Genomic DNA, 19,320 nt, shown 5'->3' with positions numbered 1-19,320 from the left:
ATTTAAGGCTAAGCTCCATCTGCTTCAAAATTGAATTTAGAAATACTAACATTGTTAGAGTTAGTGTCATTACAAGTGCTACTTACAACAACTTGGGTATCATTTTGCAGAATGATTGAAGTAAACACATGCGTACTGACACATTGGCTTGCTTCATAAAATCCTACACCACTGGCTCCAAACGTATTATCTAAAGTACCGTCAGTTAAAATGCGCGCTAACATTCCTTTATTGTTAGCCTTGCCTGCTAAAATAAGTTGATTGCTGCTATCTAGCGCTGCACCACTTAGCTCAGTGTTACCGGTTGAGGCCAAAGTATATTCGCCGACACCGTTTACGGCAAAGCTAGTATCAAGCGTACCCGTAACAAGCAACCTAATAACATTGGCTTTATTTGGCGAATCAATAAGGTTTGCTATTAAATATAACTTACCCGTTGTGTCAGTTAAAATCTGCACTATTTTATTGTCGGTATCTGTAGTTTCCTCACCTACATATTTAAAGATTTCAGTACCGTTTGAGCTCAACTTCAATGCGATTAGCTTTGAAGTGCCACTTAATACTGACTTACCACCAATGAAAATATCTGCATTGTCGGTATGTACGCGGTTATAGTACTCAAAAGCTGAGCCTATGATACTTCCGCCAGTGCCAAAGTTAGGCTCAAGGGTACCTTCTGGCGTCAACATTATAACGATTGGGCTAGGAGTGCCACTTATTACGATTGACCCAACAGTAATAATGTTACCGCTATTATCAAGTGCAATACCTGTCAGGTTTACCAATTCTGCGCCACTGACAGAAGTTGTATATACACCATCTGTTGCAAATGAAGTGTCTAAATTACCAGACTGATCAACTTTAGCTACAAAGCCCGCTTCACCATTTTCACTATTTTTAGAGCCTGTAATAACTAAATTGCCTTCGCTTTGCTCGGTTAAAGCAACACGCGACTTACTCAAATCTATGGCGATTTCTTTATGGCCACTTTCGCTAAAGCTAGTATCGATATCACCCGCACTCGTAAAACGTGTTAATACTAACTTAGTAACTGAGTCCGATTTAGCCGTTGATGCAAGAATGTACTTACCAACATTAGGGCCATTGCTAAGTTGTAAAACGTTCATTGATTCATCGTTAGTCGCATCTACTAAATTATTAAAGGTAGAGTAACCACTGGTTTCAAAGTTACTAAATAATGTGGCTTGACTATCTATTGCTGCAATAAACGGTTTTGTACTTGAATCATCATTAACACCAGCTACCCAAATAGTGTCATTAGGGTCGATAGCTAAAGTGTTGGCAAATTGCTTACCACTTATACCATCAATTATATTAATGCCGGAGGTGCCATAGGCACTATCTAAAGTACCTTGATTATTAATCCGTGCTGAAAATAATTTTTCTGAGGCTGATACGCCAGTCGTCCCCGACAAACTAATGCCATTGTTACTAGGCTCGTGTTTAATACCTGTAATTTTAGCGCCGCCATTGCCATTTCCACCATTACCATCAATATCATAAATTGCTATACCAGCATTACCAAAGGTGGTGATCAGCTCCCCATCTTTATTAATAGCTAATACTACCGCTTCTTTTTCACCGCTGGTTCTTGTTACATATCCACCTGCGAAGGCAGTAAATTCAGAATCAATAACTCCGCCTACAGCAAAAAGTTCGTCGTCTTTATTATTATCTGATATATCAATTATTAGTGCTGCGCCACCATTAAAGTTATTGTCATTATCGCCATCAGATTTTAAATAACGAATTAGAGAGTCTTTTGTTCCCTCTGCACTGGTAACAGTCCCTACAACTAAGTAGTCGGATTTATCAAAGTTCTTAATTGCAAAGCCTTCATCATCTCGATTAGCGCCGCTAACATCGACAATAGCTGGAGTAGAATTCTCAAAATCTAGATCTGATTTTTTGTAATGTATCCATAGGCTATCGTTTTGAGTCCCATCAAAGTGTTTACCTACAGCCAGTATTTTATCGTCATCAATTTCAAGGTCATTAATAACGGTAGTACTATTAAGCGTTGTACACTGAATACCTGCGCCACTTTCACCGTCGTCATCATCATCGTCATCATCCGAACCAGTGCTAAACGTTCCAGCGAGATCCATTTTAAGTATACAAGCTTCATTATGGGTGCCATCAAAACTCGAATAGGCAATGAAAAGATCTGTACCGTCAGAAATAATAGCTGTGGCTTCCTCATCTTGATCTAAATCGAGTATTTTAGTGCCGGTGTTATTAAAGGCAGTATTTATATCACCATTATTTGAGTAAGAGACAATAAGAAGGTCTTTATCAGCATTGTTGGTAAAACCAACAAAATATAGGTTGCCATTAAGCTCAATACTGTCTTTAAACTCACCACCAGAAAAAATGTTCGAAAGATCAAGCTCTCCTGTAATTGGGCGGCCAAATGTCACATCTTCAGTTGGAATAAGAAGTTCAACTTCATCAGTAATATTAACGGTTATGTTAACGTTTGAACTTTCATTAGGTGTGCCATCATCAGTTATAGTCACATTTAAGATATATTGATTAGTTGTTTCAAAATCAAATGGGCTTTCACCTACGGTTGATAAAACACCAGAGCTACTATTAATTTCAAATGAAGCAGTGTCACCGCCAGTTAAACTATAAGTTAAGGTCTGGTTCTCAATATCTGACGCGCTAACAGTCCCAATGATGTCGCCATCTGTAGCATTTTCACTAATACTAAAACTTTGAACCGATGCTACAGGTGCATCGTTAACCTCAGTTATGGTAATAGCGACTGTGGCTGTATTGGTTCCACCATTATTATCACTTACAGTATAAGTTACCGTGGCGAGTCCATTGGTATTCGCAGCTGGGGTATATTGAATTTGATCGCCAACTACTGAGGCTGAGCCAATATCAGCTGAGGCTGAAGAGATCACCAAGCTGTCTCCATCAGAGTCAGTATCATTTGCTAATACGTTTATCAGTATTGGTGCTGCATCTTCAGCCATAGTTGCAGTATCGTTATTAGCAACAGGTGCATCATTCACGGCAGTTATCGTAACGGCGACTGTGGCTGTATTGGTTCCACCATTATTATCACTTACAGTATAAGTTACCGTGGCGAGTCCATTGGTATTCGCAGCTGGGGTATATTGAATTTGATTGCCAACTACTGAGGCTGAGCCAATATCAGCTGAGACTGCGCTTATGGTAAGGCTGTCGCCATCTTCATCTGAGTCATTGGCTAATACGTTTATCAGTATTGGCGCTGCATTTTCAGCCATAGTAGCGGTATCGTTATTGGCAACAGGTACATCATTCACGGCAGTTATCGTAATAGCGACCGTGGCAGTATTTGTTCCACCATTATTATCACTAACGGTATAACTAACTGTTGCTAAGCCGTTGTTGTCTGCTGCCGGTGTGTATTGAATTTGATTGCCAACTACTGAGACTGAGCCAATATCAGCCGATGCTGCGCTTATGACAAGGCTGTCGCCGTCTTCATCTGAGTCATTGGCTAATACGTTTATCAGTATTGGTGCTGCATCTTCAGCCATAGTAGCAGTATCGTTGTTGGCAACAGGTGTATCGTTCACTGCCGTTATAGTAATAGTGACCGTGGTATTATCTGTTCCACCATTATTATCACTAACAGTATAAGTTATCGTGGCGAGTCCATTAGTATTCGCAGCTGGGGTGTATTGAATTTGATTGCCAACGACCAAGGCTGAGCCAATATCAGCTGATGCTGCGCTTATGGCAAGGCTGTCGCCATCTTCATCTGAGTCATTGGCTAATGCGTTTATCAGTATTGGCGCTGCATCTTCATCCATCGTTGCTGTGTCAGTATTTGCTATTGGAGCATCGTTTACAGGTGTAATAGTGATAGTTAACGTTGTTGTACTGGCACCACCGCTGCTATCGCTTACAGTATAAGTAACTGTTGCTACGCCGTTGTCGTCGGCTGCCGGTGTATATTGAATTTGATTGCCAACCACTGATACAGAGCCAATATCAGCTGATGCTGCGCTTATGGCAAGGCTGTCGCCATCCACGTCTGAGTCATTTGCTAATACATTTATTAGTATTGGCGCTGCATCTTCATCTATTGTAGCTGAGTCTGTGTTTGCTATTGGAGCATCGTTTACGGGAGTAATAGTAATTGTTAAGTTAGTAGTTGCAGTACCGCCGTTCCCATCATTTATTGTGTAGTTAATAATTGCTGTTCCATTTGTATTAGCAGTAGGCGTATATTGGATTTTATTATCAACAACAGATGCAGAACCTATATCTGCAGTAGCAGCTGTTATCACAAGAGTATCGCCATCAATGTCGGAGTCGTTAGCTAATACGTTAACTAATAACGCAGGAGCATCTTCGTTCATCGTTACTGAATCAGCATTTGCAGTAGGGGCATCATTAACAGGTGTAATGGTAATCGTCACACTTGCTGTTCTGTCGTTTATACCTTCATTACCAGTGCTATAACCATCAGTAATGGTGTAAGTTAGTACTATCTCACCTGAAAAATTTGCTGGTGGAGTAAACTGTATTTTTCCGGCGACAATAGTCGCTTCACCAGCAGTATTTTCTATATTAGAAATAGTAATTGTATCGCCATCTGCATCAGTGTCGTTAGCTAGCACATCTAATAAAGATGCAGAGCTGTCTTCGTCTAACGTATATTGATCGTCATTGGCTTCTGGAAAAGTATTAACGCCGCTTTCACTTAAGGTTACTTGAGCTGTTGCAGTTAAGCCTTGCTCATTTGAAATTGAATAGGTAAAGCTATCTACACCAATAAAACCTAAGTCTGGCTGATAGGTAAACGAGCCATCAGCATTTAATGTAAGTTCGCCATTTTGAGTTGCATTAATTGCCGTGGTATTAACCGATAAATCACCAGCCTCAATATTAAAGTCGTTAATTAACAAGCCATTTTGTACTGTTACTTCAAATAGTTTATTTTTGCTAAATTGATAGGCATCATTTTGTGCAACAGGGTTATCGGGTTCGCTGTTTATTACTAAAGTTACTGTGGCTGTAGAGGTTGCACCTAATGAGTCTATAGCTTGATATTGAAATTGATCAACACCATTAAAGTTAGCATCCGGCACATAACTAAAGCTGCCATCAGTTGCTAATAATAGTTGGCCATGTGTGGGTGCCACCATAAACGTTTCATCAACTGAAAAACTGTCATTATTTGGGTCAGTATCGTTACTAAGCACACCATTGGCTGCTGTAACCACAAGTGTTTCATCTTCGCTTAAACTATAGCTATCATTTTTTGTTACAGGGGCTACGTTAGTGTTTGAGCTTACAATAGTTACATTTGCAATAGCCAGAGCACCTTGTGCATCAACAACTCTGTACTGAAAGCTGTCTTGGCCTTGCATATTTTGCTCGCCTTGGTATTCAAAGCCACCATTATCAAAAAGGGTTAATTGTCCTCTTGTTGGTTCGCTAACCGGCGTTGTATCAACAGTTAAGTCATCTAAGTCTATATCGCTATCGTTTATAAGTAAGCCTGGCGATAGGACAACTAAGGTTCCATTGTTTGTAATGCTGTAAGTATTATCAAGCGCAATAGGAGCGTCGTTAATAGCTAAAATGGTTATCTCTACAACTGCGGTATCTGTCATACCTAGCTCGTTAGCAACTTGATAGCTAAAGGCATCTTCACCATTAAAGTTTGCAATAGGGATATAAGTAAAATCCCCATTTTCATTTATATTAAGAGTGCCATGCTGCGGTAGAATTAATGCATCTGTATTTACACGTAAATCGCCACTGTATTGATTCGTATCATTTGTTAGCACGTTACCTTGCAGAGTTTGATCTTCATTTATCTGAAACTGATCGGCATTAGCCTCTGGTGCAAATGCAAGCTCTCCACCCACTGGCGCTATATTTATTATATTAGCAAAACCACTTTCACCACTGCCATCAACACCGGTAATAAGTACTTGATAACTTTTATCTGTAAGTGACTCGGTAATGCTTAATGCAGTATCTTGAATACTTAAAAATTGTTGCCCATTCTCTAATTCATTAATGTTAGTAGATGTGACTCCAGCTTGAGTTGCAATATAAACGTTGTAACGATTAAGTTCGGGGTTAGCTTGCCACGAAAGATTAATATTATCTTCGTCTCGTTGTGCTGTAACACCTTCAATTTGATATGGTTGCCAGTTAAAAGTGATTGCATCAGCAAGTACCTGATTATTTAAAGTGTCAGTTATCCATATTTCGAGACGTATTTCCCCTGGAGTTACGCCATAAAGCGCAGGGCTGAGGCCTATAATTGACTTTCCGTAGCCAACACCACAATCAGAAGAACACAGTGATATGCTTTTATTAACACTAGGGAGCACTAAATTAACTTCAGCAATGCCATCAGTATCCGAAGCTTCAAGTAAAAAAGAAACATTACCTTGTACGGTGTCGTTTGTTTGTGGAAAAACAATATTAGCGCGAGTATTTGCTAAACTTGCTCCAACAACTCCTCTACTTGAAGTGACAGCACCTAAAACTTTTGTACTCTTGGTTTGATTACTCGCTATAACACCAGCCAAATTTATATAGCTAGTCACCGTTGGCGGTACTACTTCAGCCGTAGGTGATTGTATTGTCTCTTGAGTGCGGCTTTCTTCTGAGCCTCCACAGGCACTTAACAAAAACACCATAGAACCAAGCAAAAATAAATTTTTTGCTGTCATTTTAAATACTCCATAATAAAAGCTTTGTATCCAATGTGTTTATGGTTCTAATTTAAAAGAACCGCTAGCATTTACATCAGGATTATTTATTTCGTTAAGATTAAAGTTGCCAGTAATATTGTCTAGGTCATTCAAAAATATTGCATCAACATCGCCCTCGGCTTTATTGTTACCATGGGATGCAAATGTAACGGCCAGCTCAAGTTCGCTTAAATTTATTAAGCCGCTGTAAGCTGCATACCAATTTCCACCGGCGTCATTAAAACTAATTTCGCCATCAGGTACGGTGCCATTATCAAAATCAACTGCCATAGTCATAGCAAAGTCAGTAACAGCACCCACACTCGAATTTACATTAAAGCTTGATACTTCATAGTTAAATACACCTTGGCGCTGAGCTATTTGATCGACTAAAGATGCGCTGCTAACAGTTTGAAATTGCTGTTCAGAATATATATCCATAACACCTGTATCTGCTTCAAAAGCATTTACTTCAACTTCAGTTACCGATGCTTGCTCAGTTTCTTCTTCGTTGTCGTCTTTAGAGTCAATTGCTACTATATTTTGATCAAACACACGTGCCGCACGTGTTGTTTTAAAGACTTCACCAGTGGCTGTAATTTGTGCAAACGAAAATGCCTCGTTATCACCCAAAGAAACCACGTTATTATTTTCTAACGTTAAATCTATTGCGCCATCCCATACCGCTAAAAATACATCGCCTTTAACCAGCTGAACTTCAAAATGCGTTCCGCGTATACCAATAGAGCCTACGGGAGTTTTTACACTATAAGAGCCGCCATTTTTTTTAATTACGCCGGAAATAGAGCGCAAACCGCCTTTAAGTAACTCAATAGAAGCAGAGCCCTGTTGGGTATTGTCATTAAATTCGTAGTTAGCAATATTTAATTCTGAGTTTTCTTTTAAGGCTATTAAACCACCATCCAACATCGAAAATTGCGCTTTGCTTTTCTCTCCGGTCGTAATGCGATCTACGCCAAAAACAGTATCTCTGCGCTGCAATTGTCGTTGTTGTTCATTGCTTCCATCAACCGCGAGTACAGAGCCTCGTGCTAAAATAGTTTTACCAGCAGGGTCGTTTGCTTGTGTATAAAAACTTACACAAAGTAAAGTGGTAATTACAGGGAGTAAATGTTTCATAAATACCTTAAATTAAAATGAGTAAGAAGCGCTTAAATTGATATCTAAACGGTCATATTCGAATAAAGAAATATTACTGGATTTATCTTGATAGTTGGCAGCCAACTGTATGGCTAAATCGCGATTAACTAAGTAGCGAACAGAAGTTGAGAACATAAAGAGGTTATCGGCACGTTCTTGTAAAAATAAAGGGTGATCATCTTTATAATTAATCCATTGGTATCCAGCAAGAGATAACAACTGCCAATGTTGAGCCAACTGAGTGTTCACTTGGTAGTACAAGCTCGTAATATTACGGCTATTAAATTCACCTTCAGTAATGTCCGCTTCCTCGCTTTTAGCGTTAATGCTTAAGCTTTGAAACCAATTTTTAGCTGCATAGCTAGCACCTGCATTCATCGCATAAAATGAGTTATCGAGCTTTTCATCAAATCTATTGTTTAAAACACCCGCAGTCAAAGAGCTAAATAAATTAACTTGTTTATTTAGCGTAAAATTAGCTCCGGCCGTTAAAGCTGATTCAGTACGATAAAGTTCGCCATCAAGCATCAACGGAGTGGTAGCAACTCGTGCAAACCAACTTATGTCATTTTGTTTATATTGATAGGCGGCATTAATGTGCGCATTTATACGATCGTATTGACTGAGTTCTTCAAACTTGTACCACCCGGTATCAATACTTAAAATGATTAAGCTTTTTTGATCAATAGGGTGAGAGTACTTTCCTCTGTAATTAAGTCGTGCATAGTTGTCCTGCGTACTTTTACTTTCTGGCGATAACAAAAACTCACCAATATTAGGAATTATAATCGTATTTTCTGCAGTACCTGCGTTTACGTTGCCATCTACGCCAAGGGCAAGCTCAATATTTTGTTTATAAGAGCGTCCAGCTTCTTGTTGCTTAAGTGCAGCAGTTTCTAGCAATGACTGTGCTGAAGACTTTATATTATTAGGTGTGTCAGGTGAGTTGATTAGTATTAAAGCTTGAGTATCGGCAGCAGGTAAATTATTAACTGTTAAATAAGCGCGAACTAAGTACAAGCGAGCTTCATACCATCTAGGATTATTTTCAACCACGCGTTCAAAGGCAAATACAGCTGGCGCCGCATGCCCTGTTTTAAGTGCACTGACCCCTAATAAAAAGTCGTATACGGGTTCGCCCAGGTACTGGTATTCGCTATTACTTTTTTGATAAGCCTGAGTGTATTTTTTTTCAGAAACTAATTTTTGAAGCTCAATCAATAGCTTATTGAATTCATCATTGCTTTGAGCCAATGAGTTAAAGCTCATTACAGCTAAACAACTACACAGTAAATTTCCTAAAACCTGTTTAATCATGCTTAATTTTATATCCCAGTAGAAGTTTGATGTTTTGTAAAAAGTGATGCCAACATTAGAAACCTACCACTTTTTGTAGCTAAGTATAGTTAATACAGTCACATTAGTTAATTAATTGTAGATAAGTAACGAGTTATACCAATCCGCGATAATACTTAATCATTTTGCGGGGCTAAACGTGTCGCTACCTGTGTTAGAAAATTCTCATTTACGACTGCATGGATGCAGAAGGTAGAGCAATGCAGGAGCAATTGCCGAGAACAACTAAATAGCGAATTTTTTGCCAAGCTATCAACATGTTTTTCCATCCTCAAAATAGATCACTTAATTAAGCGAATTGGTATAAATACTTGTTTATTAAATATTATTACTAATTAGGGCGTGTTGATCTTTGTGGATTGAAATTTTTTAATCTAGGGATGATTTAATCGCAGCGCGAGATTTGTAAATTAGTGGGTTTAACTAGAGTATTAATAATTGTGTTGTAAGGCTAATATATTGAGGTATTTTAGAGTTTATATTACAGAGTAAAGATAGGGTATAAATATGAAGGCTTACTAGGAAAAAAGTGGGGCGATTGACGGGGCTTGAACCCGCGACAACCGGAATCACAATCCGGGGCTCTACCAACTGAGCTACAACCGCCACTACACACACCTTGTTTGGTGTGGCGCGCATAATACATAAAATAATAATTGTTGTGAAGCCCAAAAGTGAAATAAATTAAAATAATTTAAATCAGGCAAATATAATTAGTATTTAGTCGTTAATATTTTTTCAAAGTAGGCTATGTTTTATCGCATAAATGCCTCTAAAAAATAGAATATACTTGCATTTAATAGTATTAATTCATTATTTCATGAGAATAAATTGTAAATTAATGTATAATAATGCCCGAAAACGTTTAATAAAAAACATTTGGAGTAAATATGGATTCAGTACTTAATTGGCTTAACGATAACTCAGGCCTAATTTTACACTACGGTATACAAGCTGTTGTTGCGCTTGTTATCTTTTTACTTGGTAGTCGTGTTGCTAAGTTTTGTTCTAACTTAACTGAAAAAGGTTTTGCTAAAAAGAAAGTAGATAAAGCTGTCGGTTCATTTGTTTCAAGTATTGTGTACACACTTGTATTTGCTGTAACTATTTTAATGGCACTTTCGCAAATTGGCATTGAAACAACTTCGTTCATTGCTATTTTAGGTGCTGCCGGTTTAGCTGTTGGTTTAGCATTGCAAGGTTCATTATCTAACTTCGCATCAGGCGTACTAATTATTTTACTTCGTCCATTTAAGTCTGGTGACTTTGTTGAAGCAGGTAATAAAATGGGTACGGTTAAAAAAATCGAAATATTCTCAACTGAACTACGTACTCCAGATAATAAAGTAATTATCGTACCAAACTCTCAAATAATGTCTGGTGCTATTACTAACTTCTCACGAGAGTCTACTCGTCGTATCGATTTAGTTATTGGTGTTGGCTACGATGCAGATTTACGTCACGCAAAAGAAGTATTAAAATCTGTATTAGATGCAGAAACACGCATACTTAAAGATCCAGCTTACAATGTATCTGTAAATGAGTTAGGCGATTCAAGTGTTAACTTTATTGTTCGCCCTTGGGTTAACGCTGCTGATTATTGGCCTACTTACTGGTCATTAATGGAAAATATTAAAATCGCATTAGATGATGCAGATATTACTATCCCATTTCCACAAATGGATGTTCACTTTCACAAGCAAGACTAATTTTAAATAGTTATTTAATTAAAGTTATCTTTAATTGTTATAGTGCTAAAGAGCTATTAAACATAAAATTTTCATGCGGTATTTGCTGCATGAAAATTTTTTACATTATTACTTAGCTGTTTAGCTTGCTCTAACAAGTAATGCTTTAATAAAATAGATGTACATTTATACAAAGGTTATTTTTTAATGAAATTAAAGCTTTTATCAGTTTTAGTTGCGGCTTCTGCTGCAACAAACGCATTTGCTGCAGACGCAGAACAAAGAACATGGGAAGTTACCAGTGAATTAGGTGCTATTGTCACAAGTGGTAATACAGAAACGACCACTCTTAAAGGTGGCATTAAAGTTCAGCACAACCTAGAACACTGGAACAACGAATACAAGCTAGACGGCATCTACAAAGAAGATGAAGTTGAAGATGCTAATGGTGACAAAAACAAGCAGCGCACTAACGAGAAGTATTCAATTTCTGCACAAGGTAATTACAAATTAAATGAAGATCATTCTCATTTATTCATTTATGGTTCACACGTTTCAGATTATTTTGGAGCGTATAGAAGTGAGTCAGTAATTTCTGCAGGTTACGGTTTACGTTTATTAAACGAAAAAACTATGTGGCTAAGTGCTGAAATTGGTCCTGGTTATAAATACTTTGAATACCCAGATGACAGCACTGAAGTTGATGACAACGGTAACTCTCTTGCTGGTGAATTTGAAGGCGAAGTAATTGCCTTGGGTAAGTTAGATTACAACTGGCAAATTTCTGAGAATGCACGTTTTACTCAATTAGTTGCTGTTGAGTACGGTGATACAAACACTAAAACTCGTTCTGAAACTGCATTACTTGCAAAAATAAACGGCTCGTTACAAATGAAAGTCGCTTTTAATGTCACTAACAACTCAGATGTTGCTGACGATAAAGAAAGCACTGACACTGAAACGTCATTCACGTTGGTTTACAGTTTTTAACCAATGTAGTTAAGTTAATTACACTAAAGTGACAAAAGGGACGAAAGTCCCTTTTTTATTTGCTTAAAATTAAGGTATTATAGCGGCCAATTTTGGTTGTAGACCTAGGGATATACCTACTCGTGAAAGTTTTTACACAATTTATTAGTGCTTTTATTCTACTTTGTAGCTTTAGTACTTTGGCTTTTACGCCAACAGCGTCTCAAATTGAGCAATTTAAAAAGTTACCTAAAGCTCAACAAGAAGCCCTCGCAAAACAATACGGTGTCGATGTATCAACGATCACTGGTACAAACCAATCTAATAATCAAAATAATACACAGCAGCAAAATAGTATTGGTGAGCGCGCAGAACCCGAAAAAGAAAAGCTTACAGATGAAGAGCGCTTTAAACCAAAAACAGACGAATTAAAGCCGTACGGTTACGAATTGTTTGCAGGTGAACCAACTACATTTATGCCAAGCGAAAATGCCGCAGTACCAGATACATATATTGTGGGCCCTGGCGATCAATTAAAAATAAACTTTTATGGTAAAGAAAGTGACAGTTTTGAAGTTATAGTTGACCGTGACGGACGTATTAGTATTCCAGATTTAAGCCCTGTAGAAGTGGCCGGTTTAACTTTTGCTGAAATTAAAGAATTAGTAAAAGTAAAAGTAGAGCAAGAGGTAATAGGTGTAAAAGCGTTTGTATCGCTTGGTCAGCTTCGTAGCATGCGTATTTTAGTGCTAGGAGAGGCCTACAAGCCTGGTAGCTACAGTGTTTCTTCATTAACAACCGTTTCGCACGCATTATTCGTAAGCGGTGGCGTGTCTGACATTGCTTCTCTTCGTAATATTCAAGTTAAACGCGCAGGCAACGTAGTTGCAAACTTTGACCTTTACGACTTACTTATTAATGGCGATAGCAGCAACGACATCGTATTAAAACCGGGCGATGCAGTATTTATACCTTCAGTTGGCGCTCAAGTAACAGTTGAAGGTGCAGTTAAACGTCCCGCTATTTTTGAACTTAAAAAAGGCGAGTCTGCTAAGCAGTTATTAGCGATGGCCGGAGGCCTTAAACCAAATGCATACGCTAAAAGCGCAATTGTAGAGCGCTTTAATTTCGATCGTAAAGAAGTACTCTCGGTCGATTTTTCAAAACCACAAATTAACTATATCCCACAAGATGGCGACCGCATTCGCTTTAATTCAGTTAGCTCGCAATATCAAAATTCAATTAGCTTAATTGGTGCAGTAGCACGCCCTGGTAATTATCAATGGCACCAAGGCAAGCGTATTTCAGATGTACTTAAATCTATACGCGGTGACCTACTACCGCAAGCCGATTTAAGCTACGGCCTCGTAATCCGCGAAATAAACGTAAACGGCGATATAGAAGCGCATCAGTTCGACGTTGCTCAAGCGATTATTAAAAATACTGAAAACAATTTACAACTTAAAGCTAATGACAAGATAGTTGTATTTAGTCGTTTTGAAGAAAAAGAAGCAGAGCAATCAGCTCTAGCAAATATGGCCCTTAGCCAAGAGCAACAAGAGCAGCAACAAAAAGCAGAGCAATGGCACAAGTTTGAGCAAAAAGAGTTCGAAAAATATATTGGTGTTAATCAAGAAGACGAAGAGCTTGTTCTTGAAGACAATAAAATACTAACAATTGCTGAAATTTCTAAACGCAAAGCAAAAGAAGCAGAAGACCAAGAACTCAAACCTGAAGATTACGCATTATTTAGCCGCCATAACTTATTAGCGCCGATTATTGCTAAATTTAAACAGCAAGCATCAGTGCAACAAGCAATGCAATTAGTTGAAATCAGCGGGAATGTAACTTTCCCTGGTATTTATCCACTAATGATTGGTGGTGAGGTAAGTGATTTAATAACAGCAGCCGGTGGCCTGTTAGAGTCTGCCTACGTAAAACAAGCTGAAATTACACGTATTGTAGCCAGCGATGGTTCTAAAATAGAACACTTACGATTTGACCTTGAAAGCGCCATGAAAGGCGACCTTCAAAGTAATATTACATTACAAAGTAAAGACAGCATCAACGTTTTTGCAATTCCAAATTGGCAAGAAAATGTAAAAGTAGAATTAAAAGGTGAGCTTAAATTTCCAGGCACTTACACTATACGCCGCGGTGAAACGCTAACTGAATTACTTGAACGCGCGGGTGGTTTTTCACAATTTGCAGAACAAAAAGCAGCTGTATTTACCCGTACATCAATTAAAGAACAAGAGGAAAAGCAGTTAGCGCGTTTATCTACAGAGCTTCGCCGCGACATCGCCTCTAAGAGCTTCCAAAACTCTGTAAGCAGTAACACACTTTCTTATGAAGAAATGAACAAGCTGTTAAACGACCTCGCGAGTGTTGAAGCCGTAGGGCGTTTAGTAATTGATTTACCTTTAATTGTAAATAATCAACAAAACTTAGTACTTCAAGATGGTGATACACTTTATGTACCAAGCAAGCGTGATTCAATTAGCGTAATTGGTGAAGTTAACTACTCCACATCACACCTATATAAAACAGGGGTGAGTGTTGATGATTATATTGCTCTAAGTGGTGGCCTTAAAGAGCGTGCCGCTGAAGATCGAATTTACATTATTAAAGCCAATGGTTCAGTGAAAATACCAAGTACAGGTGGTTGGTTTGCAGCAAATAATGCTGACCAGTTAGAACCAGGTGACACAATAGTAATACCAATGGATGCAGGACATATGGACAAGCTAACGCTTTGGAGCACAGCAACGCAGATCCTTTATCAGTTAGGTGTGGCTGTCGCTGCTATTGGTAGCTTGTAATATCTAAAATAAAGTGTCCTCACAGTTTGTTTGGGCATTTTATTTGTAAGAATTAAATGATGATTAAATTATTTTAAGTTAACTAGTGGGAATTTATTCGTAGCACTATCTTAAATTAATAATTCATAACAGATATCAAATAGCTAACGGCCTTAATATGCTCTAGAGGGTTAGTAAATAATTAAAAGTAAGTAAAAATATGAAAAAAAATGAAACTTCAAATATTCCTGATGATGAAATAGATTTAACAACGTTACTTTCTGTAATTTGGAAAGGGAAGTGGGCTGTTATTTTTTCTACAGTAGTTTTATGTACTTTTTCTGTGATATATGCGGTTAATCAACCTAACATATATAAATCTGAGGCTCTATTGTCACCTGCAGAAGAGCAGAAAAGTGGTGGCCTGGGCGCATTAGCTGGTCAATTTGGTGGTTTAGCAAGTCTAGCTGGAGTCAATTTAGGCTCGGACTCGAATAATAAAACCCAATTAGCCATCGAGGTTTTAAAATCACGCCAATTTATTAGTAACTTCATTCAAAAGCATAAGTTATTACCAAATTTAATGGCCGCAGAGTATTGGAATGCACAAGATAATAAAATTAGATATGACCCTGAGCTTTATGATGTAGCTGCTCACCAGTGGGTTAGAGAAGTATCTTCTCCATATAAATCAAAACCTTCGCTACAGGAAGCTTATAAAGAGTTCCGTAAAGTTACTTCAATATCTACAGATAAAGAAACTGGGATGATAATTTTATCAGTAGAATCTATTTCACCTTACGTAGCCCAACAGTGGGTAAGTTGGTTGATTGAAGACATTAACCAAGAAATGAAATATAGGGATGTTTCTGAAGCAAATAAAAGTACGGCTTTCTTAACAAAGCAATTAAAGGAAACTAAAGTAGCTGATATACGCTCAGTGCTTTATAAGTTAGTTGAAGAGCAAGCTAAAACTATTATGTTTGCAAACGTGCGAGACGAATATGTATTCAAAACAATTGATCCAGCTTTAGTACCAGAAGAAAAATCAGGCCCTAAACGTGCACTGATATGTATATTAGGTACTTTTTTTGGGGGAATATTAGGCATTCTATTTGTAACAATAAGATACTTTACGAAAGAAAACGCTCAGTAGTAAAAATATTTAACAGAGTAAAATTTAAGGGATATTAAAGTGAAAATTTTAGTAACAGGCGGTGCTGGATTTATTGGCTCAGCGGTTGTGCGTCATATTATTGTAAATACGCAAGACACAATAATTAATTTAGATAAACTTACCTATGCAGGTAATTTAGAGTCGCTTAAATCGATTGAAGGGAGTGAGCGATACTTTTTTGAACAGGTTGATATTTGTGACCGTGCAGAACTAGATCGTGTATTTAACACCCATAAACCTGATGCTGTAATGCACTTAGCCGCAGAGAGCCATGTAGACCGCTCAATTACAGGGCCAAGTGACTTTATTCAAACTAATATTGTTGGCACTTATAACTTATTAGAAGCTGCGCGTAATTACTGGAATAATTTAGATATTAGTGCGAAAGAAGCATTTAGGTTCCACCATATTTCAACGGATGAAGTTTATGGCGATTTACCACATCCAGATGAGCAAGAAGGTGTGCTGCCCTTATTTACTGAGCAAACATCTTATGCGCCAAGTAGTCCTTATTCGGCAAGCAAGGCATCGAGTGACCACTTAGTTCGTGCTTGGCTACGTACTTATGGTTTTCCAACAATAGTCACCAATTGTTCAAACAATTATGGTCCTTACCACTTTCCTGAGAAGTTAATTCCTTTAGTTATACTTAATGCGCTAGAAGGTAAAGATTTACCTATTTATGGTAAGGGTGACCAAATTCGCGACTGGCTTTATGTTGAAGATCACGCTCGTGCACTTTATAAAGTAGTTACCGAAGGCGCTATTGGTGAAACTTATAATATTGGTGGTCATAATGAAAAGCAAAATATTGAAGTAGTACAAACTATTTGTAATATTTTAGATACTCTAGTACCTAAAGACACAAGATATGCTGAGCAAATCACGTATGTAACAGATCGTCCAGGCCACGATAGGCGCTACGCTATTGACTCATCTAAAATGAGTTCAGAGCTAAACTGGACCCCTGTGGAAACATTTGAGACCGGTCTACGCAAAACAATTGAATGGTATTTAGCAAATCAGTCATGGTGTAAAAATGTGCAAGATGGTTCATACCAACGTGAACGCCTTGGCGAAATTAATTCATAATTAAAGGAGCATTTTATGAAAGGAATTATATTAGCAGGTGGTTCAGGTACTCGCCTTTATCCACTTACTCGTGGAGTATCAAAACAGTTATTACCAGTATACGATAAGCCAATGGTGTATTACCCAATATCTACACTAATGTTAGCGGGAATTCGCGATATATTAATAATCACCACACCAGAAGATAACGACAGCTTTAAACGTTTGTTAGGCGATGGTAGTGATTACGGCATAAATCTGAGTTATGCAATACAACCTTCACCGGATGGATTGGCACAGGCATTTATAATAGGTGAAGAGTTTATTGGCAACGATAATGTATGCCTAGTACTTGGGGATAATATTTACTACGGTCAATCGTTTAGTAAAACTCTAAAAAGTGCTGCTAGCAGAGAGACAGGCGCTACGGTATTTGGCTACCAAGTTAAAGACCCAGAGCGTTTTGGTGTGGTTGAATTTGACGAAAATATGAAAGCTATTTCTATAGAAGAAAAACCTGAAAAGCCAAAGTCTAACTATGCCGTCACAGGGTTATACTTTTACGATAACCGTGTAGTTAAACTAGCAAAGCAAGTGAAACCTTCTCACCGTGGTGAGCTTGAAATAACAACACTAAACGAAATGTATTTAAATGATGGGACACTCAATGTCGAATTATTAGGGCGTGGTTTTGCATGGCTAGATACAGGTACTCATGAAAGTCTTCACGAGGCTTCATCATTTGTCCAAACCATTGAAAATGTTCAAGGTTTAAAAGTAGCGTGTCTTGAAGAAATCGCATGGCGTAACGGGTGGTTAAGCACAGAGCAATTGCTTGAAATAGCCAAGCCAATGATGAAAAACGAATACGGCCAATATCTGACTCGCTTAGCGACAGAGGCAAAATAATGAAAGTACTTATTACCGGTAAAAACGGTCAAGTTGGTAGCTGTTTAGTATCACAGTTAAGCAATATGACGGAAATTAACTTTTTGGCATTAAGTCGTGAAGAACTTGATATTACTAATGCTGAACAAGTTAGTAAAATAGTGAATGAATATAAGCCGAGCATTATTATCAATGCTGCGGCATATACTGCGGTTGATAAAGCTGAATCAGAGGTTGAGTTAGCAAATGCTATCAACAGCTTTGGGCCTAAAAACTTAGCTAAAGCAGCGGCACATGTAAACGCAGCGATTATTCATATATCAACTGACTATGTTTTTGCCGGCAATAAAGACGGTTTATATACTGAGACTGATGAAGTAAATCCACAAGGCGTTTACGGTCAAACAAAGCTAGCAGGTGAGCAAAGCGTTGCACAAGAGTGCGATGCCCATATTATTTTGCGCACAGCATGGGTGTTTAGCGAGTTTGGGAACAACTTTGTTAAAACTATGCTACGTTTAGCGCAAACACGCGACACACTCGGTGTCGTCGGTGATCAATTTGGCGGCCCCACATACGCAGGTGATATAGCTAAAGCTATAGTTAGCATAGCGCAACAGCTACAGCAGGGTAGTACTAAATTTGGTGTTTATAACTATTCAGGTTATCCACATGTTAGTTGGCAAGAGTTTGCATCAGAAATTTTTGAAAAAGCATTCGCTAAGAATCTTGTTCAATCACCTGTAACGGTTAACTCAATCTTGACTGCAGACTACCCAACTCCAGCTAAACGTCCAGCTAACTCAAAATTAGATTGTAGTAAAATAACAACAGATTTTTTTATACAGCCGAGTGACTGGAAAGCCGCATTAAATAATATTCAACAGTATAAATAAGTAGGTTGAAAACATGAAAGTAATCGATACCAACATCCCTGATGTTAAAATTATAGAGCCCGCGGTATTTGGTGATGAACGCGGCTTTTTTATGGAAACATGGAGCCAGCAAAAATTTGAAGAGCTAGTTACTAAAAAGCCCACCTCTTTTGTGCAAGACAACCACTCTAAATCTAAGCAAGGTATTTTACGCGGCTTACATTACCAAACTGAAAATACACAAGGTAAGTTAGTACGCGTAACATCAGGTGAGGTATTTGATGTTGCTGTTGATATACGTAAAAGCTCTGCTACATTTGGGCAATGGGTAGGGGTTTATCTATCTGCCGAGAATAAACGACAGCTATGGGTACCAGAAGGCTTTGCACACGGATTTTATGTAACTAGTGAAGAGGCTGAGTTTGTATATAAATGTACAGATTATTATAATCCTCAATCCGAGCAATCAATATTATGGAACGATGAAACTTTAAATATACAATGGCCTGTTAAAATAGATAATGTTTTACTTTCGGATAAAGATAAAAATGCAATGACATTCCTCAAAAGTACTTGTCTTTAAAAGAG

The 19,320-nt window shown here is 38.0% G+C and carries 11 protein-coding genes and 1 tRNA gene; 8 read left to right on the top strand and 4 right to left on the bottom strand.

What is annotated here, in order from left to right; translation table 11 throughout:
• Positions 1 to 8: 8 nt before the first annotated feature.
• The 4 genes from H5118_RS05460 to H5118_RS05445 form a co-directional block, all read right to left on the bottom strand.
• Positions 9 to 6,725, bottom strand: a complete 6,717-nt coding sequence (locus H5118_RS05460) for an Ig-like domain-containing protein (protein ID WP_182748089.1) — start codon at positions 6,723 to 6,725, stop codon at positions 9 to 11.
• 39 nt (positions 6,726 to 6,764) lie between these two features.
• Positions 6,765 to 7,886 carry a FecR domain-containing protein gene (locus H5118_RS05455; RefSeq protein WP_182720563.1) on the bottom strand — a complete coding sequence of 374 codons (1,122 nt, stop codon included), beginning with the start codon at positions 7,884 to 7,886 and terminating at the stop codon, positions 6,765 to 6,767.
• A 12-nt stretch (positions 7,887 to 7,898) separates the two neighbouring features.
• A complete protein-coding gene (locus tag H5118_RS05450; protein WP_182748087.1) occupies positions 7,899 to 9,224 on the bottom strand; it encodes a surface lipoprotein assembly modifier in 1,326 nt (441 codons plus the stop codon).
• A 569-nt stretch (positions 9,225 to 9,793) separates the two neighbouring features.
• Positions 9,794 to 9,869, bottom strand: a tRNA-His gene (locus tag H5118_RS05445).
• A 284-nt stretch (positions 9,870 to 10,153) separates the two neighbouring features.
• On the opposite strand from H5118_RS05445, the gene H5118_RS05440 reads away from it, so the two are divergent.
• The 8 genes from H5118_RS05440 to rfbC all read left to right on the top strand — a co-directional run bounded on the left by H5118_RS05440 (position 10,154) and on the right by rfbC (position 19,315).
• Positions 10,154 to 10,972, top strand: a complete 819-nt coding sequence (locus H5118_RS05440; RefSeq protein ID WP_002958438.1) for a mechanosensitive ion channel family protein — start codon at positions 10,154 to 10,156, stop codon at positions 10,970 to 10,972.
• Positions 10,973 to 11,158: 186 nt separating this feature from the next.
• A complete protein-coding gene (locus H5118_RS05435) occupies positions 11,159 to 11,941 on the top strand; it encodes a YdiY family protein (RefSeq protein ID WP_024596589.1) in 783 nt (260 codons plus the stop codon).
• Positions 11,942 to 12,063: 122 nt separating this feature from the next.
• Entirely contained in the window at positions 12,064 to 14,742 is a 2,679-nt protein-coding gene (locus H5118_RS05430; RefSeq protein ID WP_182748085.1) for an SLBB domain-containing protein, read from the top strand.
• Between the two features lie 199 nt (positions 14,743 to 14,941).
• Positions 14,942 to 15,877 carry a Wzz/FepE/Etk N-terminal domain-containing protein gene (locus H5118_RS05425; protein ID WP_182748083.1) on the top strand — a complete coding sequence of 312 codons (936 nt, stop codon included), beginning with the start codon at positions 14,942 to 14,944 and terminating at the stop codon, positions 15,875 to 15,877.
• 39 nt (positions 15,878 to 15,916) lie between these two features.
• Complete coding sequence (gene rfbB / locus H5118_RS05420) at positions 15,917 to 16,990, top strand: dTDP-glucose 4,6-dehydratase (protein ID WP_182748082.1); 1,074 nt, start codon at positions 15,917 to 15,919, stop codon at positions 16,988 to 16,990.
• Between the two features lie 15 nt (positions 16,991 to 17,005).
• Complete coding sequence (gene rfbA, locus H5118_RS05415; RefSeq protein ID WP_182748081.1) at positions 17,006 to 17,878, top strand: glucose-1-phosphate thymidylyltransferase RfbA; 873 nt, start codon at positions 17,006 to 17,008, stop codon at positions 17,876 to 17,878.
• Positions 17,878 to 18,753, top strand: coding sequence for a dTDP-4-dehydrorhamnose reductase (gene rfbD / locus H5118_RS05410; protein WP_182748080.1), 876 nt, complete (start codon positions 17,878 to 17,880; stop codon positions 18,751 to 18,753). Before rfbA ends, rfbD begins: the two co-directional genes overlap by 1 nt.
• Positions 18,754 to 18,766: 13 nt before the next feature.
• Positions 18,767 to 19,315, top strand: coding sequence for a dTDP-4-dehydrorhamnose 3,5-epimerase (rfbC, locus tag H5118_RS05405; protein ID WP_182748079.1), 549 nt, complete (start codon positions 18,767 to 18,769; stop codon positions 19,313 to 19,315).
• Positions 19,316 to 19,320 lie beyond the last annotated feature (5 nt).

It is taken from the genome of Pseudoalteromonas sp. SR41-1, from assembly GCF_014164015.1.
Taxonomy (GTDB): Bacteria; Pseudomonadota; Gammaproteobacteria; order Enterobacterales; family Alteromonadaceae; genus Pseudoalteromonas; species Pseudoalteromonas distincta.
This window is presented reverse-complemented; position numbering and strand designations above follow the sequence as displayed.